Raw genomic sequence first — 14,537 nt, 5'->3', positions numbered from 1 at the left:
CGGTCGGCGACTTCTGCTTCGCGCGTTCATGGCCGAACCTCAGCGTTGGAAACGACGAATGGCGGTCTCCGGCCCGAGCGGAGCGGCGTCGAGGTCGGCGCTGATGAACCGATGAAGGATCATCCAGGAGATCGCCGCCATCGGGCGCGTCTCCTGAAACAGATTTAATGTTTCGGCGATGGTAAGAGACCCCGTCTCGTCCAGCGCCGCCAGCAGCCTGATCCGGTCGTTCAGCGGCGTCCTTCTGCAGGAATAGCGAAGCAGGTCCTTGGCGTTCTGGAGTCGGTGGCCCTCCTCGATCTCCATCCGAGGGACGAAGCGATGGTGACGACGCATGCAGGCGAGCGTCTCGGTAACAAGAGGATCTCCTCCGATCTCCACGGCGTCAAGAAACTCCCGCCTGCCGTCCAGATAGTCGACCATGAAGTCGGGGACGTGCAGACGCCCGTCGAGGAATACGCCAAAACAGACGGGTGACCATGCTCCGACTTCGTCATCGACGTCCAGAAGACACGCCAGGTCGCGCGCGAGCTGTGTTCTGAAAACGGGACCGTCCGGGCATCGAACGGTCGCCTTGGGAAAGAACTGCTTGACCGACGCCTGGCGATACACGGCATCGAGGTGGCGCCTATCTGCGAGAATCCTGTCCAACATCTGCTATATCCACATAACGAGGAGCTTCTGCCGCTGGCGGAGCGGCGGTGAAGGTCAACGTATGCTGTATATTCGCAGGACTTGGTTCATGCTGGAACATATAGCGAACGCCTGACGCAGTGTCAACGCGTTGCCGCATCATTATAGGACATCGGAAGATAGCCTCGTTCGCCCTGCTTCGACGCCAGCCGTCTTAGGTGCGGCGTCGCGCCGTAGCTCAGAAAACGGTCCAAGTTGTCGCTCCATCGGGTGTGCGGGAACGTTTCCCTTAACCTTGCCGCCGTTTTCCCGTCACCTCGCCGACATGGGCTGGACAACTCTTCGATTCTGGGAGCATGAGGCGGTCGAAGCGAACATGAGGAGGATCGTTTCGACCGTCGAAGAATATAAAGCAGCGAACCCTCACCCGGCAGCAGCGCGCGCTCGTTGCAGGACGTGAAGCGGGCGCCTGGACAATTCGAAGCTGTCGACAGGGACGTAGTTTCGACCGAGATCCAGTCGGTCGATAAGCTTCTTCGCGTCCCATAGGGGATAGACGAGCACGCCCCAATGGCTGTTGTGCTCGTTGAGGGAGAAGATCGGGATATCGGGCCTCCCCTTCACGCTCGAGACCGTGTTGCCGGGGATGAACGTATTGGTCTGACGCGCAAGGTCCATGGCTGCCGACGGCCAGTCGCCGAGTTCGAAGTGGCCGTAGTCCCCGTCGATCCCGCACTCGTAGCAGGGATCGACCATCGCTCGCAGGTAGGAAAGCCCCAGCCGCCAGTCGAGTAAACCGTGGAAATTCCTATTGTTATACCTCTGCAGGCACCTGTAGCAGGAGGACCCACACCGCTTCATGTGATCGGTGTTGGCGACGTCCGTTCTCGGCCATGCCCCTTCTTCATCGAGGATGCTGTGGATCAGGGCGGAGACCGGAATTGTGCTGTCACCCAGAAGGTGTCGGCAGAAGCCGGAGCCGTTCGGCAGCGCGTCCGATATCTGGAGATATGGCAGACGCTCCCCGCTCGGAGAGATCATGATGTTCGGCGCCAGCGCGTCGAATTCCTCCGGGGCGATGTCGAGATCGAGGGCTGCGCGCTGGACGATGATCTCTGTCGCCGATATTGCCGCGGCGCGGACGCTTGTGCGGGACGGGTCGCGTCGTCCCATGGAGAGGCCGATGTCCATGTCGAGCAGGCGAAGGTTGGGGTTGATCTTGACCGGTCCGATCTGGAGGGAGTTGGTGACCTTGGTGGAGGCGAGCCAGGCGCTGACCGACGGCTCCTCGACAGCCCTGTATCGGCCGTTCTGGTCATCGGCGAGGACATCGGTGGCAATGGCCTGCCCCGAGAGCTTCAGAAGGGGCTTGTCGGCCCACCACCAGATGCGCTGCGTGTTGGTGTCTACCACCTCCTGCACCTCGAACCCGGTGAAGTCCGTATCGTCCCTGAAGCCGGGATTGACGAGGAAGATTTCCGACTGCTCGGCGAAGTTCACGCTGAGATTGGCGTCTGTCTTCGTCTCGTCGGGTCTTCCCAGACTTGCGAGCGTCATGCGCTGGCCCACCTTGGCCGCAAGGTTCTCGTCAGTGGGGATCAGCTCGGTGCGGTAGGCGGCCGGCGTGATGCACCGGATCGCGGTGTCAGAAAGAGGAGCGTCGCAGGCGTGGCAGGTGGTGGTGTGCTCGGTGCCCCGGCTCCACGCGCCGCACTGGCCGCAGAACCGGAGATGGAAGTCGTCCTTCTTCCAGTCCGAGATCGGGCTGACCGGGCCATCGAAATTCGTCGCATGCTGATCGGGATCGAGAAGCACGCCCGTGAAGCCGATGCAGCGGTGACGGAGCTTCTCGCGGGTGCGGACGCTGCCGGGCGCGAAGTCGAAGATCGCCATGTCCTGATCGCGGTCGATGGTGTCCCATTCAGCCTCGAAGTTGCCCTTCCCATTCGCCTTCTTGAGCTCCACGTAGAGATCGCGCGACCGGGTCGGCATGCCGTAGAGCGGCAGGAGGCCGCGTTCCGACAATGCCGCTGCAATGCCCACAGCCTGCTGGTCGAACTCATCAGCCAGATTGTCGATATCGGCGAGGACGGTTTCGGCCGAAACCTTGTCCAGGATCCTCTGCACCTCGCACCCGGACACCGCGGCGAGGATGGTCGCCAGCCGGATGCGGCGGTGCTCCGTCCGTTCCAGCGCGTCGGCCAGTCGGTCCCGCCAGCCCGCGTTCTGCCTGAAATACTCCCGGCAATAGAGGAACTCGCCATGGATGTCGCCGGGAACCATGTCGTCCCCTGCCCATGCGTTCCCGGCCTCCTCGCGGAGAATGCGGAATGCCTCGACCAGCCAGAACTTGCGCAGTAGACGCGACGGGATGTCGGTCAGTCCGGTCGTGATGAATGGCGGGGGCGGAGCCGATCCGGTGATCTCGATCGGATTGTGGAAGTAGTGGATGTCGTGGCTCTTGCTCCGGCAGACCGTGAGAACCGTGGAGAAAGCCTGTCCGCGTCGGCCTGCGCGACCGACACGCTGCTGGTAGTTGAAGCGCTGCGGAGGCATGTTGGCCTGATACACCGCTTGGAGGGATCCGATGTCGACGCCGACCTCCATGGTGGTCGTGACAGAGATGAGGTCGGACGTCTCGAACAGCTTCCGCCAGCGGAAGTCTTCGTCGCTCTCGCCGTCTTCCTTGACGAACACGCCCTTGAACTGCTGAAGCCGTTCGCCAGGATTGTTCGTCTGGCCTGTCAGCTCCTCGCACTTGAGCCGGAAGAGCTTGTCTCCGCTGGAGATCGCGCGCATCACCCTGCGTCCGAGAAAGTTCCCCGACGTGATCTGTGATGCGGTCAGATCTTCAGGGCGGGAGAGCGTCACGCCGCAGCGCGTGCAGCGTCCGAAACCTGAATGGAGATGGACTCGGCCGCAGCGCGTGCACCGCCATGCAGGTCCGGAAGGGTCTGCGGCGCGGAAATGAAGCATGCTGATGTCGATCGATCCGTCGCCGCGGGTCTGTCCGAGCGTGGTGCGCAGCTTGTCGAGGAAGGCGCCGCATTCCTGCTCGGGATGCTGGAGTATCTTGTCCATAAGGCGGCGGAACTTGTTGTCGCCTCTGCCTAGCATGTCGAATGCATTGCTCCAGGCGTTCTTCGTGATGTCCTGGAACTGGTTCGGCGTGATGCGGTAGGCGTCTGCGAAGATGCGCAGCATCGCGTCATCGCGCGACTTCTCAACCGTGTATTCCTCGGGTCCGTAGAAGCTCGGCCAGCCGAGCCCGGTCTCCTCGAGGGCGAAGTATGTCTTGCTGAACAGCAGGTCGGTGGCATCCGGCGGCTGCTCGTCCTGTACCCGCTCGCGCGCCTTCCGGATCAGCTTGAGCTGCTCTTCGGGGACGTCGTGCTTCCAAGAGATATGGCCGTCGCCGTCGCGGTTGAAGAACTCGTACCATGCGTGCCGCTTGTTGATGCGGTTGAGCTTGGTGTCGGCTCCCTCGACCGGGGTGGATCCGAGCTTCATCAGTTCGGACAGGATCGGCCGCGTCTGGGTGCCGACCGTGTCCCGCTCGAACTCGAACAGCTCCTTCAGCGGGATGCTCGGCGGGTTCCCGGCTGCGTCCTTGCGCTTCTTGAGGGCATTGAGCAGTGGCTGGAGATGGCCCGTGCCCTTGTCCTCTATCGTTAGTTCGATGACTTCTCTCTTGAGGCGCTGGTATTCGGCTTCGTCCTGCGGCCCGTAGGAATAGGCGAGCGCGATGCGGGTTGCTTCGGAAATCAGGATCTCTCGGCGCAGGTCGCGCTGGTGCTGGACTTCGACCTCCAGTGCAAGGTTGGCCGCGTCTTCGCGGCTGTCGGAGAAGGCGACGAGCTTGCCATCCCCGCCCTGCGACTTCAGCGATGCAACAAGTTCGGTCGCGAGAAGCTGGGAGGTCTTGCCAAAACCTGTCCTGAAGCTCCGGATCGGCGATAGTCGGCCCTCGCGCCGCTTGGAGTTCGCGGCCCTATATCGACCTGAATAGTCGGTGCCGCACTTCGCACAGCAGAATGGCACTGCGGTGCCATCGTCTTCGACCGTGCGGCTCTGGAAGCCGTCCGTGCCAGACCAGCGGAGCAGATGACCGGGAACATCGCCGCTCTCTTCGTTTTCGCTTACGACGCCCGTGCGCGGATTGAGGTATCCCGGCGTCCAGCGATACGGCGTTCGACCGGGGCGGATCTCGACCTCCGGCTGGCTCTGGCTCGGCCAGAAGAGAGCGAACTCGCGGAAGCTTGCATCCTCGAACCGGATGGACGAGGCGCTTTCAGGAAGCTTCTCCAGTTCCTGCGGAGCCGGAAGCAGCGAAACCCTGCGTGATGAGCCGGGATCGGCCTCGCCCCGCTTGCCACCCAGATAGAGGTCGCCGCAGGCTTCGCAGTAGAGCATCTCGAAAAGACGCTTGCGACCTTCCAGATCCGTCTCGCCATCGTAGTTCTGGCCGCGCTCGATACCGGGTGCTCCCCAGATGACCGATCCCTCCTCGTCGCGATGGATGGAGGCGAACAGGCCTTCGATGTTGCGGACGAAGCAGTGCATCCTAAAGCCGGGTAGCGACGCTACAGCCGAACGGTGTGGAGCAAGCTCGGATGGCAGCACTTCTGACGGAAGATCGGGGATCGCGCGCAGGGCAAGCAGGCCGCGGACGGCGAGCCTGTCATCGGTCCCGTAGAGCGCATTGCCGATGTCGGCGACCGTGCGCGGGCATTTGGCTCCGGGCCTGTCGGGGTTCTGCAGGGCGAACTCGAGCATGGCGGCCGCAGTCGCCGTGGCTTCCTCGAGCAGCGCAGCCTCCGTCTTTCCAGCCGCACCGGGAATGGTGGCCGCCGCCGCGAGGAAGCGGGCGAGAAGTTCTCTCGGGTTACGGCGATGGTCGAGTTCCTCCAGTGCGCGGGCGAGATCCGCCAGGCTTTCGCGCGAGGGCACGGCCTCCGGCCGCTGGACTTCGATAGGGCGGCCCGTGACGACGCTCTGCCGCCAGGCGTCATCGAGGTCGGCGGCTCCGGCGGTGCCTGCGTCAACGAACATGTTCTTCAGGTAGTCGATGCTGGCCGCCGCATTCTCCTCGTCCATGGGAAGCGATGCCGACGAGGCGAGGATGCGGAGCTTGTGTGCGTGGGCCGGGTCTGTCAGGCCGAGCCGTTCCAGCAGCACCTTTAGCAGGCCCGCCATCTCCGCACCGGAGGATCCGCGGATGAGGTGGAGTTCGTCGAGCACGAGATAGAAGCGCGCATCATTGTCCGCCATGAGCCAGTCGTGCGTCTGCGTCAGGATCTTGTCATCGACCTCGCGCACCAGCATTGCGTTGAGGATCGACTGGTTGGTGACGAGGATGTCCGGAGGTGTTTCCTGCATGTCCCAGCGGGAGATCAGCTCGGCGCCGTCCGTCGTCGGGAAGATGTAGCGAAGATCCGGATCGTTGTCGCCGACGAGGCGCTGCTGGATGGACTGGTAGCGCTGCAGCTCGGTCTTCAGCTCCCTGCGGGAGCGGGAGTTGCGTTTCTTCCACGCCTCGTCCTTGGCCTTGCGCGGATGCTGCAGGAACCCGGTGACAGGTGACTTGCCCGTGTAGCGGCCGAAGAAGATTCGGTTGCCGTTGAAGTGGCGCGCCATGACTTCCTGCGCGTCGTCGGAATCGAGGGCCTTGCGCAGACGCACCATCTGGTCTTCGACCAGAGCGTTGAGCGGGTAGAGGATGAGTGCGCGAACCGCCTTCGGCCTGTCGGGGTGCTCGTTCCGGCGGTGATGCTTGAATTCCTTGCCCTTCTCCAGCCAGTTGTCATCGAGCGGCTGGAGCGGCGCTGGCCACGTCGTCGCTTCGCGGGCGAGCTGTGCGAGGATCGGCAGCATGAATGATTCAGTCTTGCCGGAGCCTGTGCCCGATGTGACGATGCCGGGGGTTCCGTCGCGCGCGCCCTTCTCGAGCATCTCGACCTGATGGAGGTAGGGCGAGTAGGCCCCCTTGATGACGCTGCTGGACTTGTCGCGGTCGAAGAGGCCGGACAGTGCAAGCTCCACGAAAGCCTGACGTTCGTCTCGCGTGTAGTGCGGGAGCCGACCTTCCGGATCATCGATCAGGGTTTCGAGGCCGTACCCCGCGGATTCATAGCGTGGCACCGTCTCGAAGATCGGATCAAGAGCTAGCTGTCCCGGTTCGGAGAGCAGCCTTCTTCTCAGTGCCGATACCTGGGGATCGTCTATGCGGTATGCAGTGTCCAGATAAGCCAGGAACTGTTCGATCATCCTGTTGAAGCCGCCGATGGGGTCGAACATGCTCACCTCTCCTTGAGTTCGAAATATTTCTTGTCGTCATGTTCTGACCCCGAGAGCGCCGCCTCGAGCCACCCCGCCTGGCGTTTGAAAACGTCAACGAGATCGGATGCACGTATCCATTCGGGTGCACGGGCAAGCGTTTTCGCTGCTTTCTGGAGCGCCACCCCTTCCAGTCCGGCGTCGACGAGAACGTCCAGCGCCTCTCCGAACCTTTCCCTTTCTGCCGCTGCGGGTGCTGGCCACGCCCCTTGATGGACTGCGGAACCAGGACGTGCCGGGTTGGCGGGTGTCAGGGGGAAGAGATGGCGAAGGACAGACCCCGGCACCGGAACTCTGGTGCCATCGGTTCCCGCGCTGGCGACGATGGCGAGGTTCCGGGGCAACCTTCCGGCGCGCCTCATTTCAACGATCTGTGGCAGCCAGTATTCGCAAGGGCCGTTGGTGATCCCGCAAAGGGCGGCGGCCGCGATTACCTCTGGATTTCGTCTCGCAGAGTCGATGGCGGCCTGCAGTCCCGAGTTCTCATCGAGAAGAAGATCCGAGAGCGATACACGCGTCGGGTCGCAGAAGACAACCGCAGCCCTCTCCCCCGCTAGCGCGGTGACGATGTCGACTGCCGCCGCCGCGCCGTCGTCTCCAAGAATGACCGGAACCGTCTCCGTCGATGACGCGATGACTGCCGCGACCTGCGAGGAGGAGAGACCGGTGGCGACCGCCATCTCCCGCAACGCCGCTTGCCGCTGCTCCGGGCTGGCGAGCGGGGGAGCCGACGGTGCTGTTTCCGCGGCACTGGCTGGAATGTCATGCGCCTCTTCTCGCGGCGCGTCCTCCTTGGCCGCGACTTGCGACACTTCCTCCCTCAGCCGCGCGACTTCCTCGCGAAGCTGCCGCGCCGCCAGGTCGGCATCGTCCCGGATGGAGAGCGCCGCTTTATCGATCCTGCGGCGCAGTTCTTCTTCATGACGCTCCGTCTCCGACCTCAGAAGTGCTTCGCGGTGCGTGAACGTTTCGATCTTCGCCTCTGCCTCGGCGATCTGTCGGCGGAGTTCCGCCAGCCGGGAAAGACCGTCCTCGCTCTGGATCCTCACCTTCTCGTCGATCTCGGCCGACAGGCGGGTCTTCTCCCGCTCCTCGAAGGTCGCCATCATCTCCCTGAAGGTGGCGTGTCGCTCCATGATGGAGGGAAGAATGGCGAGGAGATCCTCCCTTTCCGACAGGATCGCGGCAACCGCTTCGAGATCCGCCTTTTCATCGCTGCTCACCTTGCTGTCGACCAGCATCCGCAGGATTTCGGATGGCGGGGCAGAGATGGAGGAGCCAGCGAGATCCACTGCCGACCGGATCCGCGAAAGCCATCTGTCAGCCGCCTCGATGATCTCGCCGTGGGGCCGCAGGTCGGTGATCCTGGCCTCGCCCCATCTGGGTGAGGATACGAACACCACTACGCCGCTCGAGAGCCTGATCATGTCAGGACGGTTCTCCAGGGTGATCGTCGGAACTTCGCGCAGTGAAATTGAAGTGAGCCGGAAGCATCCGGCTGCCGTGATCTCGAAACCGGACCTCAGCCACTGCCCTGGCCGGATCTCGATTGCAGAGACGTGGGTCTTGAGAGGCGCGCGCAGAGTTCCCTGAAGCAGCTCGGAGAGTGTGGCGTCGTCATTCCCAGGGGCTGGACTGAAGCCGATTTCCAGGCGGGTCGCCGCGGCGAAGGAGACGGCGTCCAGTTTTCCTGAAGCCGCGTTGTCATTCGTCAGGCTCGGCAGATCGAAGACCGATGCGCCTTTCATGAGTGTGGCCATGGGCGAAGTCATCGTGGGGATCGACTTGGAGAAGGCAGGAGCCGCTCCCACATCCTGAAGAAGAGGGTGCTTCTTCTCCTTCTTCTCACCGCCGACGAGCCAGAAGCTATCGGCTCCTCCGAGGGTCATGCGCGTGTCGCGGGTCTCCCTCACCTTGCCGCCGTTCGACTCGCCCTCCTTGACCTCGGAAATGATGGCGACTTCGTTCGCGACAAGCTGCCTGACCCTGTAGACCGTCTTACCTGACAATGACATTCCTATCTCTTTCCGGACATGCTGCGGACGGTATGCACCGTCCTGGTTCTGCCGTCGTACACCGCCCGTCCGCGGTTCGAGGCTGACGAGAGAAAGAGCTGCACCCATGGCGTAGCCAGTGGAGCCGCGGCGTCGCTGATCGTGACAAGCGCGGAGAGCGCAGCAAGGGATGACTGCCCGACGGGATACGCGTACATCCATTTATCATCGGACGGCATCGGCCCCGGATTGCAGAGGATCCTGTCGGACATCCATCTGGCCCAGCTCGACGGCATCAGTAGGCGCGGGCGGGTCGATGTGATGACTCCGTGCTGGTGAACGAAGACGTTGCCGCCATTGCGGAGATGATGGGACAGGATCGCCACCGAAGCGGACACGTAGTTCTGCGGCGGCCTCCCGTTCAAGATGGAGCGGTAGAGGAACGGGTTGCGCGACTCCTTCCGTTCGAGCCTGTAGAGTCCTGATTTAGTTGCGTCGCCAAACCGTACGGCGAAATAGCCCCGGTCCTCGTCGAGCCTTCCGATTACGTCGTAGCCGTGCACGCCGTTCGTGTCCGCCAGGTCAGGGACGGCCGGCTGCGGAGCCTTCCTCTGCTGGATCGCCATCCTCCTGATGAAATCCTGGCGGCTGCGCTCGGATGTGGATCTGATCACGTAGCGCGGAAGGGCCCAGGGTGAGGCTCCGTTCCAGATCTCGACAACGGTTCCGGATGCTTCGGCGGCGGAATGCAGCCGTTCGACGACGGCGATCGGAGTGGGACCGGAGATCCTGACGAGGTTTCCGCCAATGCATTCGGCCTCGACGGGGTTCTGGAGTATCCGCCGTGCGGGGAAGTGGCGCAGCAGGGTCAGTTCGATCCATCCGGCATCCGCAAATGACCTCAGCAGATCCCATTCTGAAGGAGCGTTCCTACCTGCGGTCACCCGGAGGACAATCTCGATCGCTTCGGAGAAGGACATGCCCCGTGCGCTCCGTTCGTAGAGAGCTTCCGAGATCGTGATCAGATCATCGCAGGGAGGAACCCGCTCGCCATTCCAGTTCTCGATGCCTCTCTCGGGCGAAGGAGCCGTATCTCTGTGGAATTCGTCCTCGGAGACCTCGCGCGAGAAATCGAAGTCGAGACGGCGTATGTCGCCCACCTCGTTGGCCCTCGGCACGAGAAGGACCTCCCTCTTCTCCCGAAGGTAATGGGCGGTGAAGGTTCCCGAGTGGATGCCGCGCGGCAGAGAAAGCCCCTGTTCGCACGGCGTCATCTCGATCTGCTTCCCGGACTTCTCCACCCGGACGGTGTTCTGCAGAGGCGCGATGAGGAGCGGAGCAAGGGGGGGGCGTCCGAGGTAGGCTCCGCCGACCCTGATGCCGTCCCGCCATGCGAATTCACGGGGAGTGCTGTCGGGACTTCCTCCGTCATCGATGCGGAAACGGAAGGTCGCGACCACCCAGCCGGAGTTCAGCCCCCTGACGGATCGCAGGACATCCTTGTCGCACTCCTGCAGTTTCGAACTCCGCATCAGCAGGATGTTGGAGGCGGTGCTCGATGACGCCCTGTACCTGCCATACCCGAGGTTCTCCAGAAAGATGGTTCCGCCTCGGATGAGCTTCGCCAGAGGTTTCGGGACGTAGCGCAGCGCCTCTTCAGGCGTGGCGATGGCGACCCTATCGCCCAGAGGCGAGACCCTGAAGAGTTCATGCTCGCCGAAATCTCCCTCGGCCACCTCGAGGTCCTCCAGCGCGGCCTGCTCGGCGACGATGGAATACCAGGCCTGCCAGAAGGGCGTCTCCATGTACTCACGTCCACCCCGCTTGCGGGCGCGTTCGAACATGGCGAAGTTGTATTCGAACGACTGCATCGTTTCGCCGATGAGATGCCTGGAGGTTCTGATGCGGTTCGAGACCTGCAGCGGATCCAGAAGGAGAGCGTCCGGCAGCGCCCCGCGGAGCTTTCGGAACGCGGCACGGTCCCTCCATGTCGGAAAGGCGATCCTGAGGGTCCGGCCGATCTGGCTGTGCGGATGGATGCCCGGCAGGACCAGATCGATGGCATGCTCCCGTGCCAGGTAGTCGCGCAGATGCTCCCACATCCGGTTGAGGCCGCTCATGTTGGAGCCCTGGAAGCGCTCTCCGAACTGCTTTTCGAGAAGCTCGCGGAAATCCCTATCGCCGCGGATGCGGGTCTTAGTCGTCTGCATCCAGCACAGGAAAACGAGTATTCTGACGTATTCAGGGGGCTTCCCTGTCGTCGGCGAGAACTCACCTGAGAACCACGCCCTGAGCACCGAGATGTGCGGAAGCGACCTCAGAAGCGCCTGCCGCGCAACAGAGAGGTCATCGACCGAGAAGATCTCGAGAAGATCCTCGTCCGCCACATAGATGCTCCCTATTGGCCCGGTGCTGCCGGGCTCGAGGAAGTACCTCTCCATGCATTCAGATTCGAAACTTCTCAAGCCGTCCCCTCCCCGGACCCTCGTTGATGCCTCGTCTACAGCTACCCCGGATTGCTAAGCTGCGCGGCAAGAGCCGGACAAGGGAGCTTCGTGGCCGATCTCAGGACGAGATGCGGAACCAGGGCCGACGTCCGTCCGGAGATGTCCGTGTCTTCGAACGTAAGTCTGGCGGGCATCGGCGGCGCCGCCGGGTCGCCGACGCTGATGTTCTCGCCATCGTCTGGAACGGACAGCGTCGGAAGATCCGCGACGCACCTTTCGGAGAGCTGGTCGTGGAGCAGTCTGAGCCGGGCGCGGACATAACGGACAGGGACATCGATATCCATGCGGCCTGGCAGTCCGGCGGCGACCGCGAGAAGCTGGACGATGGCCCGGTCGATCGCGTCCACGTCGCCCTCGCGGGTCAGGGGGAACGTCACCATGCTGTCGGACGGTGTCTCCTTGCGCCGCTGCTCCTCGTAGACCGCGACAAGATCCTGATGGGCGAACCTGTCTCTGGTAGCCCGCCATTCGTCACGTCGGCGGTAGCGGGGTTCTGCGGTGCTGATGCGGTAGCCGTTGGCGGCGACTGCGTCCGCGGGGATGGGTTCGCCCCAGCCTGCCGGCCAGTAGGTGCCGCTTCCGTATCCGTCCCGCGACCTTTTGGAATCGTTCTTCTTGTCACGATACCGCTTCACCATCGGGGGAAGCCTGCGGCCGCTCGAAATGGCCTCGGAAGTGATGCGTGCCGGCACGCCGTCCTCTGCGCCGTCCAGCAGGTGTTGGACTAGCTGCATCATGAAGAACGGGGGAACTGCATTGCCCACCTGCCGATACTGTGCATCTCGGGAGCCGTGGAACTCGAACGTGTCGCGGAACCCCTGGAGCCGCGCCCCTTCCCTCACGGTGAGCGCGCGGTCGTGATGCGGATGGGTGAAGCATCCGGACGTGACGTTGCCGAAGCCTGCCGAGATCGTGTAGGCGGGGGTCTCCTCATGGAGCCTGCCATAGAGGGTCGCGTAGTCGGTGAGACGGACGCGCCGGAAACGGTCGGGAAGAAGATCGCGTGGGATGTCCTTCCAGCTCCCGCCCTGCGGCACTTTCGATACCCGTTTCCTGTTCAGATCCGAAAGCTCGTAGGCATGATGGTTGGCCACACGTCCATTCCCGTCACGAACGAACTGCTGGAACGGGGTGGGCCTCGAAGCGGCGGGGATGTTCGCAACGGACTCCCTGTCGGTGGCGCAACTCGACAGATCTCCGATGGCCTCCCGCACGCTTACATACGGTGGCATCCCCTCCGCGGCGGACGAGGCATGGGTCTGGCGGGGGAATGTCTGCGGGATGGCGTCGACGGTCGCGACGAGAATGAAGCGGTGGCGTAGCTGCGGCAGCCCGTAGTCCGCCATGTTGACGACGTCGGCGAAAACGTTGTAACCGCGATCCTCGAAAAGGGTGAACAGTTCCTTCACGATGACGAGGTTCTTGCCGTAAACGACGCCCGGAACGTTCTCCATGATAACGCGCTGCGGACGCCGTCCAGCCGCCGTAAAACCGTCCAGCAAGCGGATGAAATGTACGAAGAGCGCGTTGCGGGGATCATCGAGGTGGAAGACGCCCATCGTGCTGACGGCCTGGCATGTCGGGCCTGCGAAGAACCAGTCGATCTTCTCAATTTCAGCGCGCTCAATCACGTCGGTCGCCGACACCAGCGAGACGTCGCAGCAGTCGACTAGCGCTTCTGGATGAGCGTTCTTGAAGGTCGCCGTCGCATTTTTGTCAATATCGAGCGCCCATTTCACTTTGAGATCATGGATTGCAATGGCAGCGCCAGCCGACATTCCGCCGCAGCCGGAATAGAGATCGATAGCAGTCTGCATGATTCCCCCAAACTTCTCGCGGTACCCTATCAGGACCAATTGCATTCGCGATAGCATTTGAAGTGACCGGACTAAATTTATACGTGTATCTGAACAGAGGAGTCCGCCCAGTGAGTACTGTCCGGACGCAGACTTGCAAATCCGCAAGGATCTTCGATCAGATGCTTAATGGCGCTGCACGCGAAATCTTGCCTTGGCATCGCACCCATGACGGATGTCGACGCCGCCTTCTCGGGTGGGAGATTGTCGGAGCGCGCGCATGGACCCGAGCAAGGATTGGGTACTTCCTCGGCTAAGCGAGGTGCCAAGGCCGCTCGGTCTGGATCCGACATCCACTCACGACGTTCCGCAAAGCTAAGGAAGAAGGAGACCTGATCAAACGCAGTCATCCGGAAACCGGGGAAATCTTCGCTTAGGCCGCTAAGGTGACAGCAGCTTGCAGCTCGCGGATCCACCCCTCGCCCCTGCGAAGCACAACATGCGAGCAACGCAATTGCGTCGGATCGAAAATGAATTCAGTGAATTCCGTGCGACGCGGTTAGTCTCTGAGGATGCGTCGACGGGAACTACCAACCGGGTGGTTTCGATCGCCCCTGAGGAAAATCCTGCTGTAGAAAGCACTCGGGCGCTCGGTGATGCGGATGCTCGCTTCCAGAACCACTTCTCGTCGGGTGTCGAATCGCGCCCTAAACAATCCCGCTGAACTTCTCTCTATGCCGCGCCACGTACGCCGGGTGCGGCCACAGTCGCTCATCCGCAGGCAGGTGTATCCGATCCATCTGCTTCGAAAACAGCGTCTGCAACTCCGATGGCACTTTGTTGTGTGAAACGAGGATGCGGTAATCGTCGGTTAACGAGATCAGATGCCTGTCGAAGAGCCAGTGCACGGTTGCCGACAGCGCGATACCATTCTGCACGACATCAGGTCCGCCCTCGGCGACCGACCAAATATGCGCCGCCTGGGCCTCGGACTTTCCGCCGCCATTGACGATTCGCAGCCCTGTGATCGCACAACGGTTGTCGTAGGCATCACAGACCTTCCGGCGAAAGCCGGCCTCCCGGATTTTACGGTTCATGAGGATCTGCTCGATGCGACGTTCCTGCTCTTGGATCGGGAGGTCGAGCAGCTCTTGTGTGCGATCATCGACATGTTTCGTGTGTTTAGGCGTGGAATATTGACCCCTCTGGCGGGGTGACCGGCGTCCAATTTTGACCCCCCACCTGTTTCGTCTGACCATCCGCCTTTTGCT

At 62.3% G+C, this 14,537-nt stretch carries 6 protein-coding genes; all 6 read right to left on the bottom strand.

From position 1 onward, the window contains the following. Positions 1–39: 39 nt before the first annotated feature. Entirely contained in the window at positions 40–651 is a 612-nt protein-coding gene (locus ACWGPT_RS18400; RefSeq protein WP_452607089.1) for a hypothetical protein, read from the bottom strand. 405 nt (positions 652–1,056) lie between these two features. Beyond that, entirely contained in the window at positions 1,057–6,930 is a 5,874-nt protein-coding gene (locus ACWGPT_RS18395; RefSeq protein WP_452607088.1) for a DEAD/DEAH box helicase, read from the bottom strand. Between the two features lie 2 nt (positions 6,931–6,932). After that, complete coding sequence (locus ACWGPT_RS18390; RefSeq protein ID WP_452607087.1) at positions 6,933–8,984, bottom strand: hypothetical protein; 2,052 nt, start codon at positions 8,982–8,984, stop codon at positions 6,933–6,935. Between the two features lie 2 nt (positions 8,985–8,986). After that, positions 8,987–11,350, bottom strand: a complete 2,364-nt coding sequence (locus tag ACWGPT_RS18385) for a hypothetical protein (RefSeq protein ID WP_452607086.1) — start codon at positions 11,348–11,350, stop codon at positions 8,987–8,989. A 119-nt stretch (positions 11,351–11,469) separates the two neighbouring features. Continuing rightward, on the bottom strand, positions 11,470–13,287 hold the full coding sequence (locus ACWGPT_RS18380) for a DNA cytosine methyltransferase (RefSeq protein ID WP_452607085.1): 1,818 nt from the start codon (positions 13,285–13,287) through the stop codon (positions 11,470–11,472). A 686-nt stretch (positions 13,288–13,973) separates the two neighbouring features. Beyond that, a partial coding sequence (locus tag ACWGPT_RS18375) for an HNH endonuclease (protein WP_452607084.1) occupies positions 13,974–14,537 on the bottom strand: 564 nt, incomplete at its 5' end.

The sequence above is a fragment of the Pseudorhizobium sp. NPDC055634 genome (assembly GCF_053618655.1).
The sequence above is the reverse complement of the archived record's forward strand: the minus strand, read 5'-3'. Positions and strand labels throughout refer to the sequence as shown.

Bases quoted from the DNA above. Each gene is read 5' to 3' on its own strand.
- ACWGPT_RS18380 (WP_452607085.1), bottom strand. From the start codon at position 13,287: ATGCAGACTGCTATCGATCTCTATTCCGGCTGCGGCGGAATGTCGGCT.
- ACWGPT_RS18395 (WP_452607088.1), bottom strand. From the start codon at position 6,930: ATGTTCGACCCCATCGGCGGCTTCAACAGGATGATCGAACAGTTCCTG.
- ACWGPT_RS18390 (WP_452607087.1), bottom strand. From the start codon at position 8,984: ATGTCATTGTCAGGTAAGACGGTCTACAGGGTCAGGCAGCTTGTCGCG.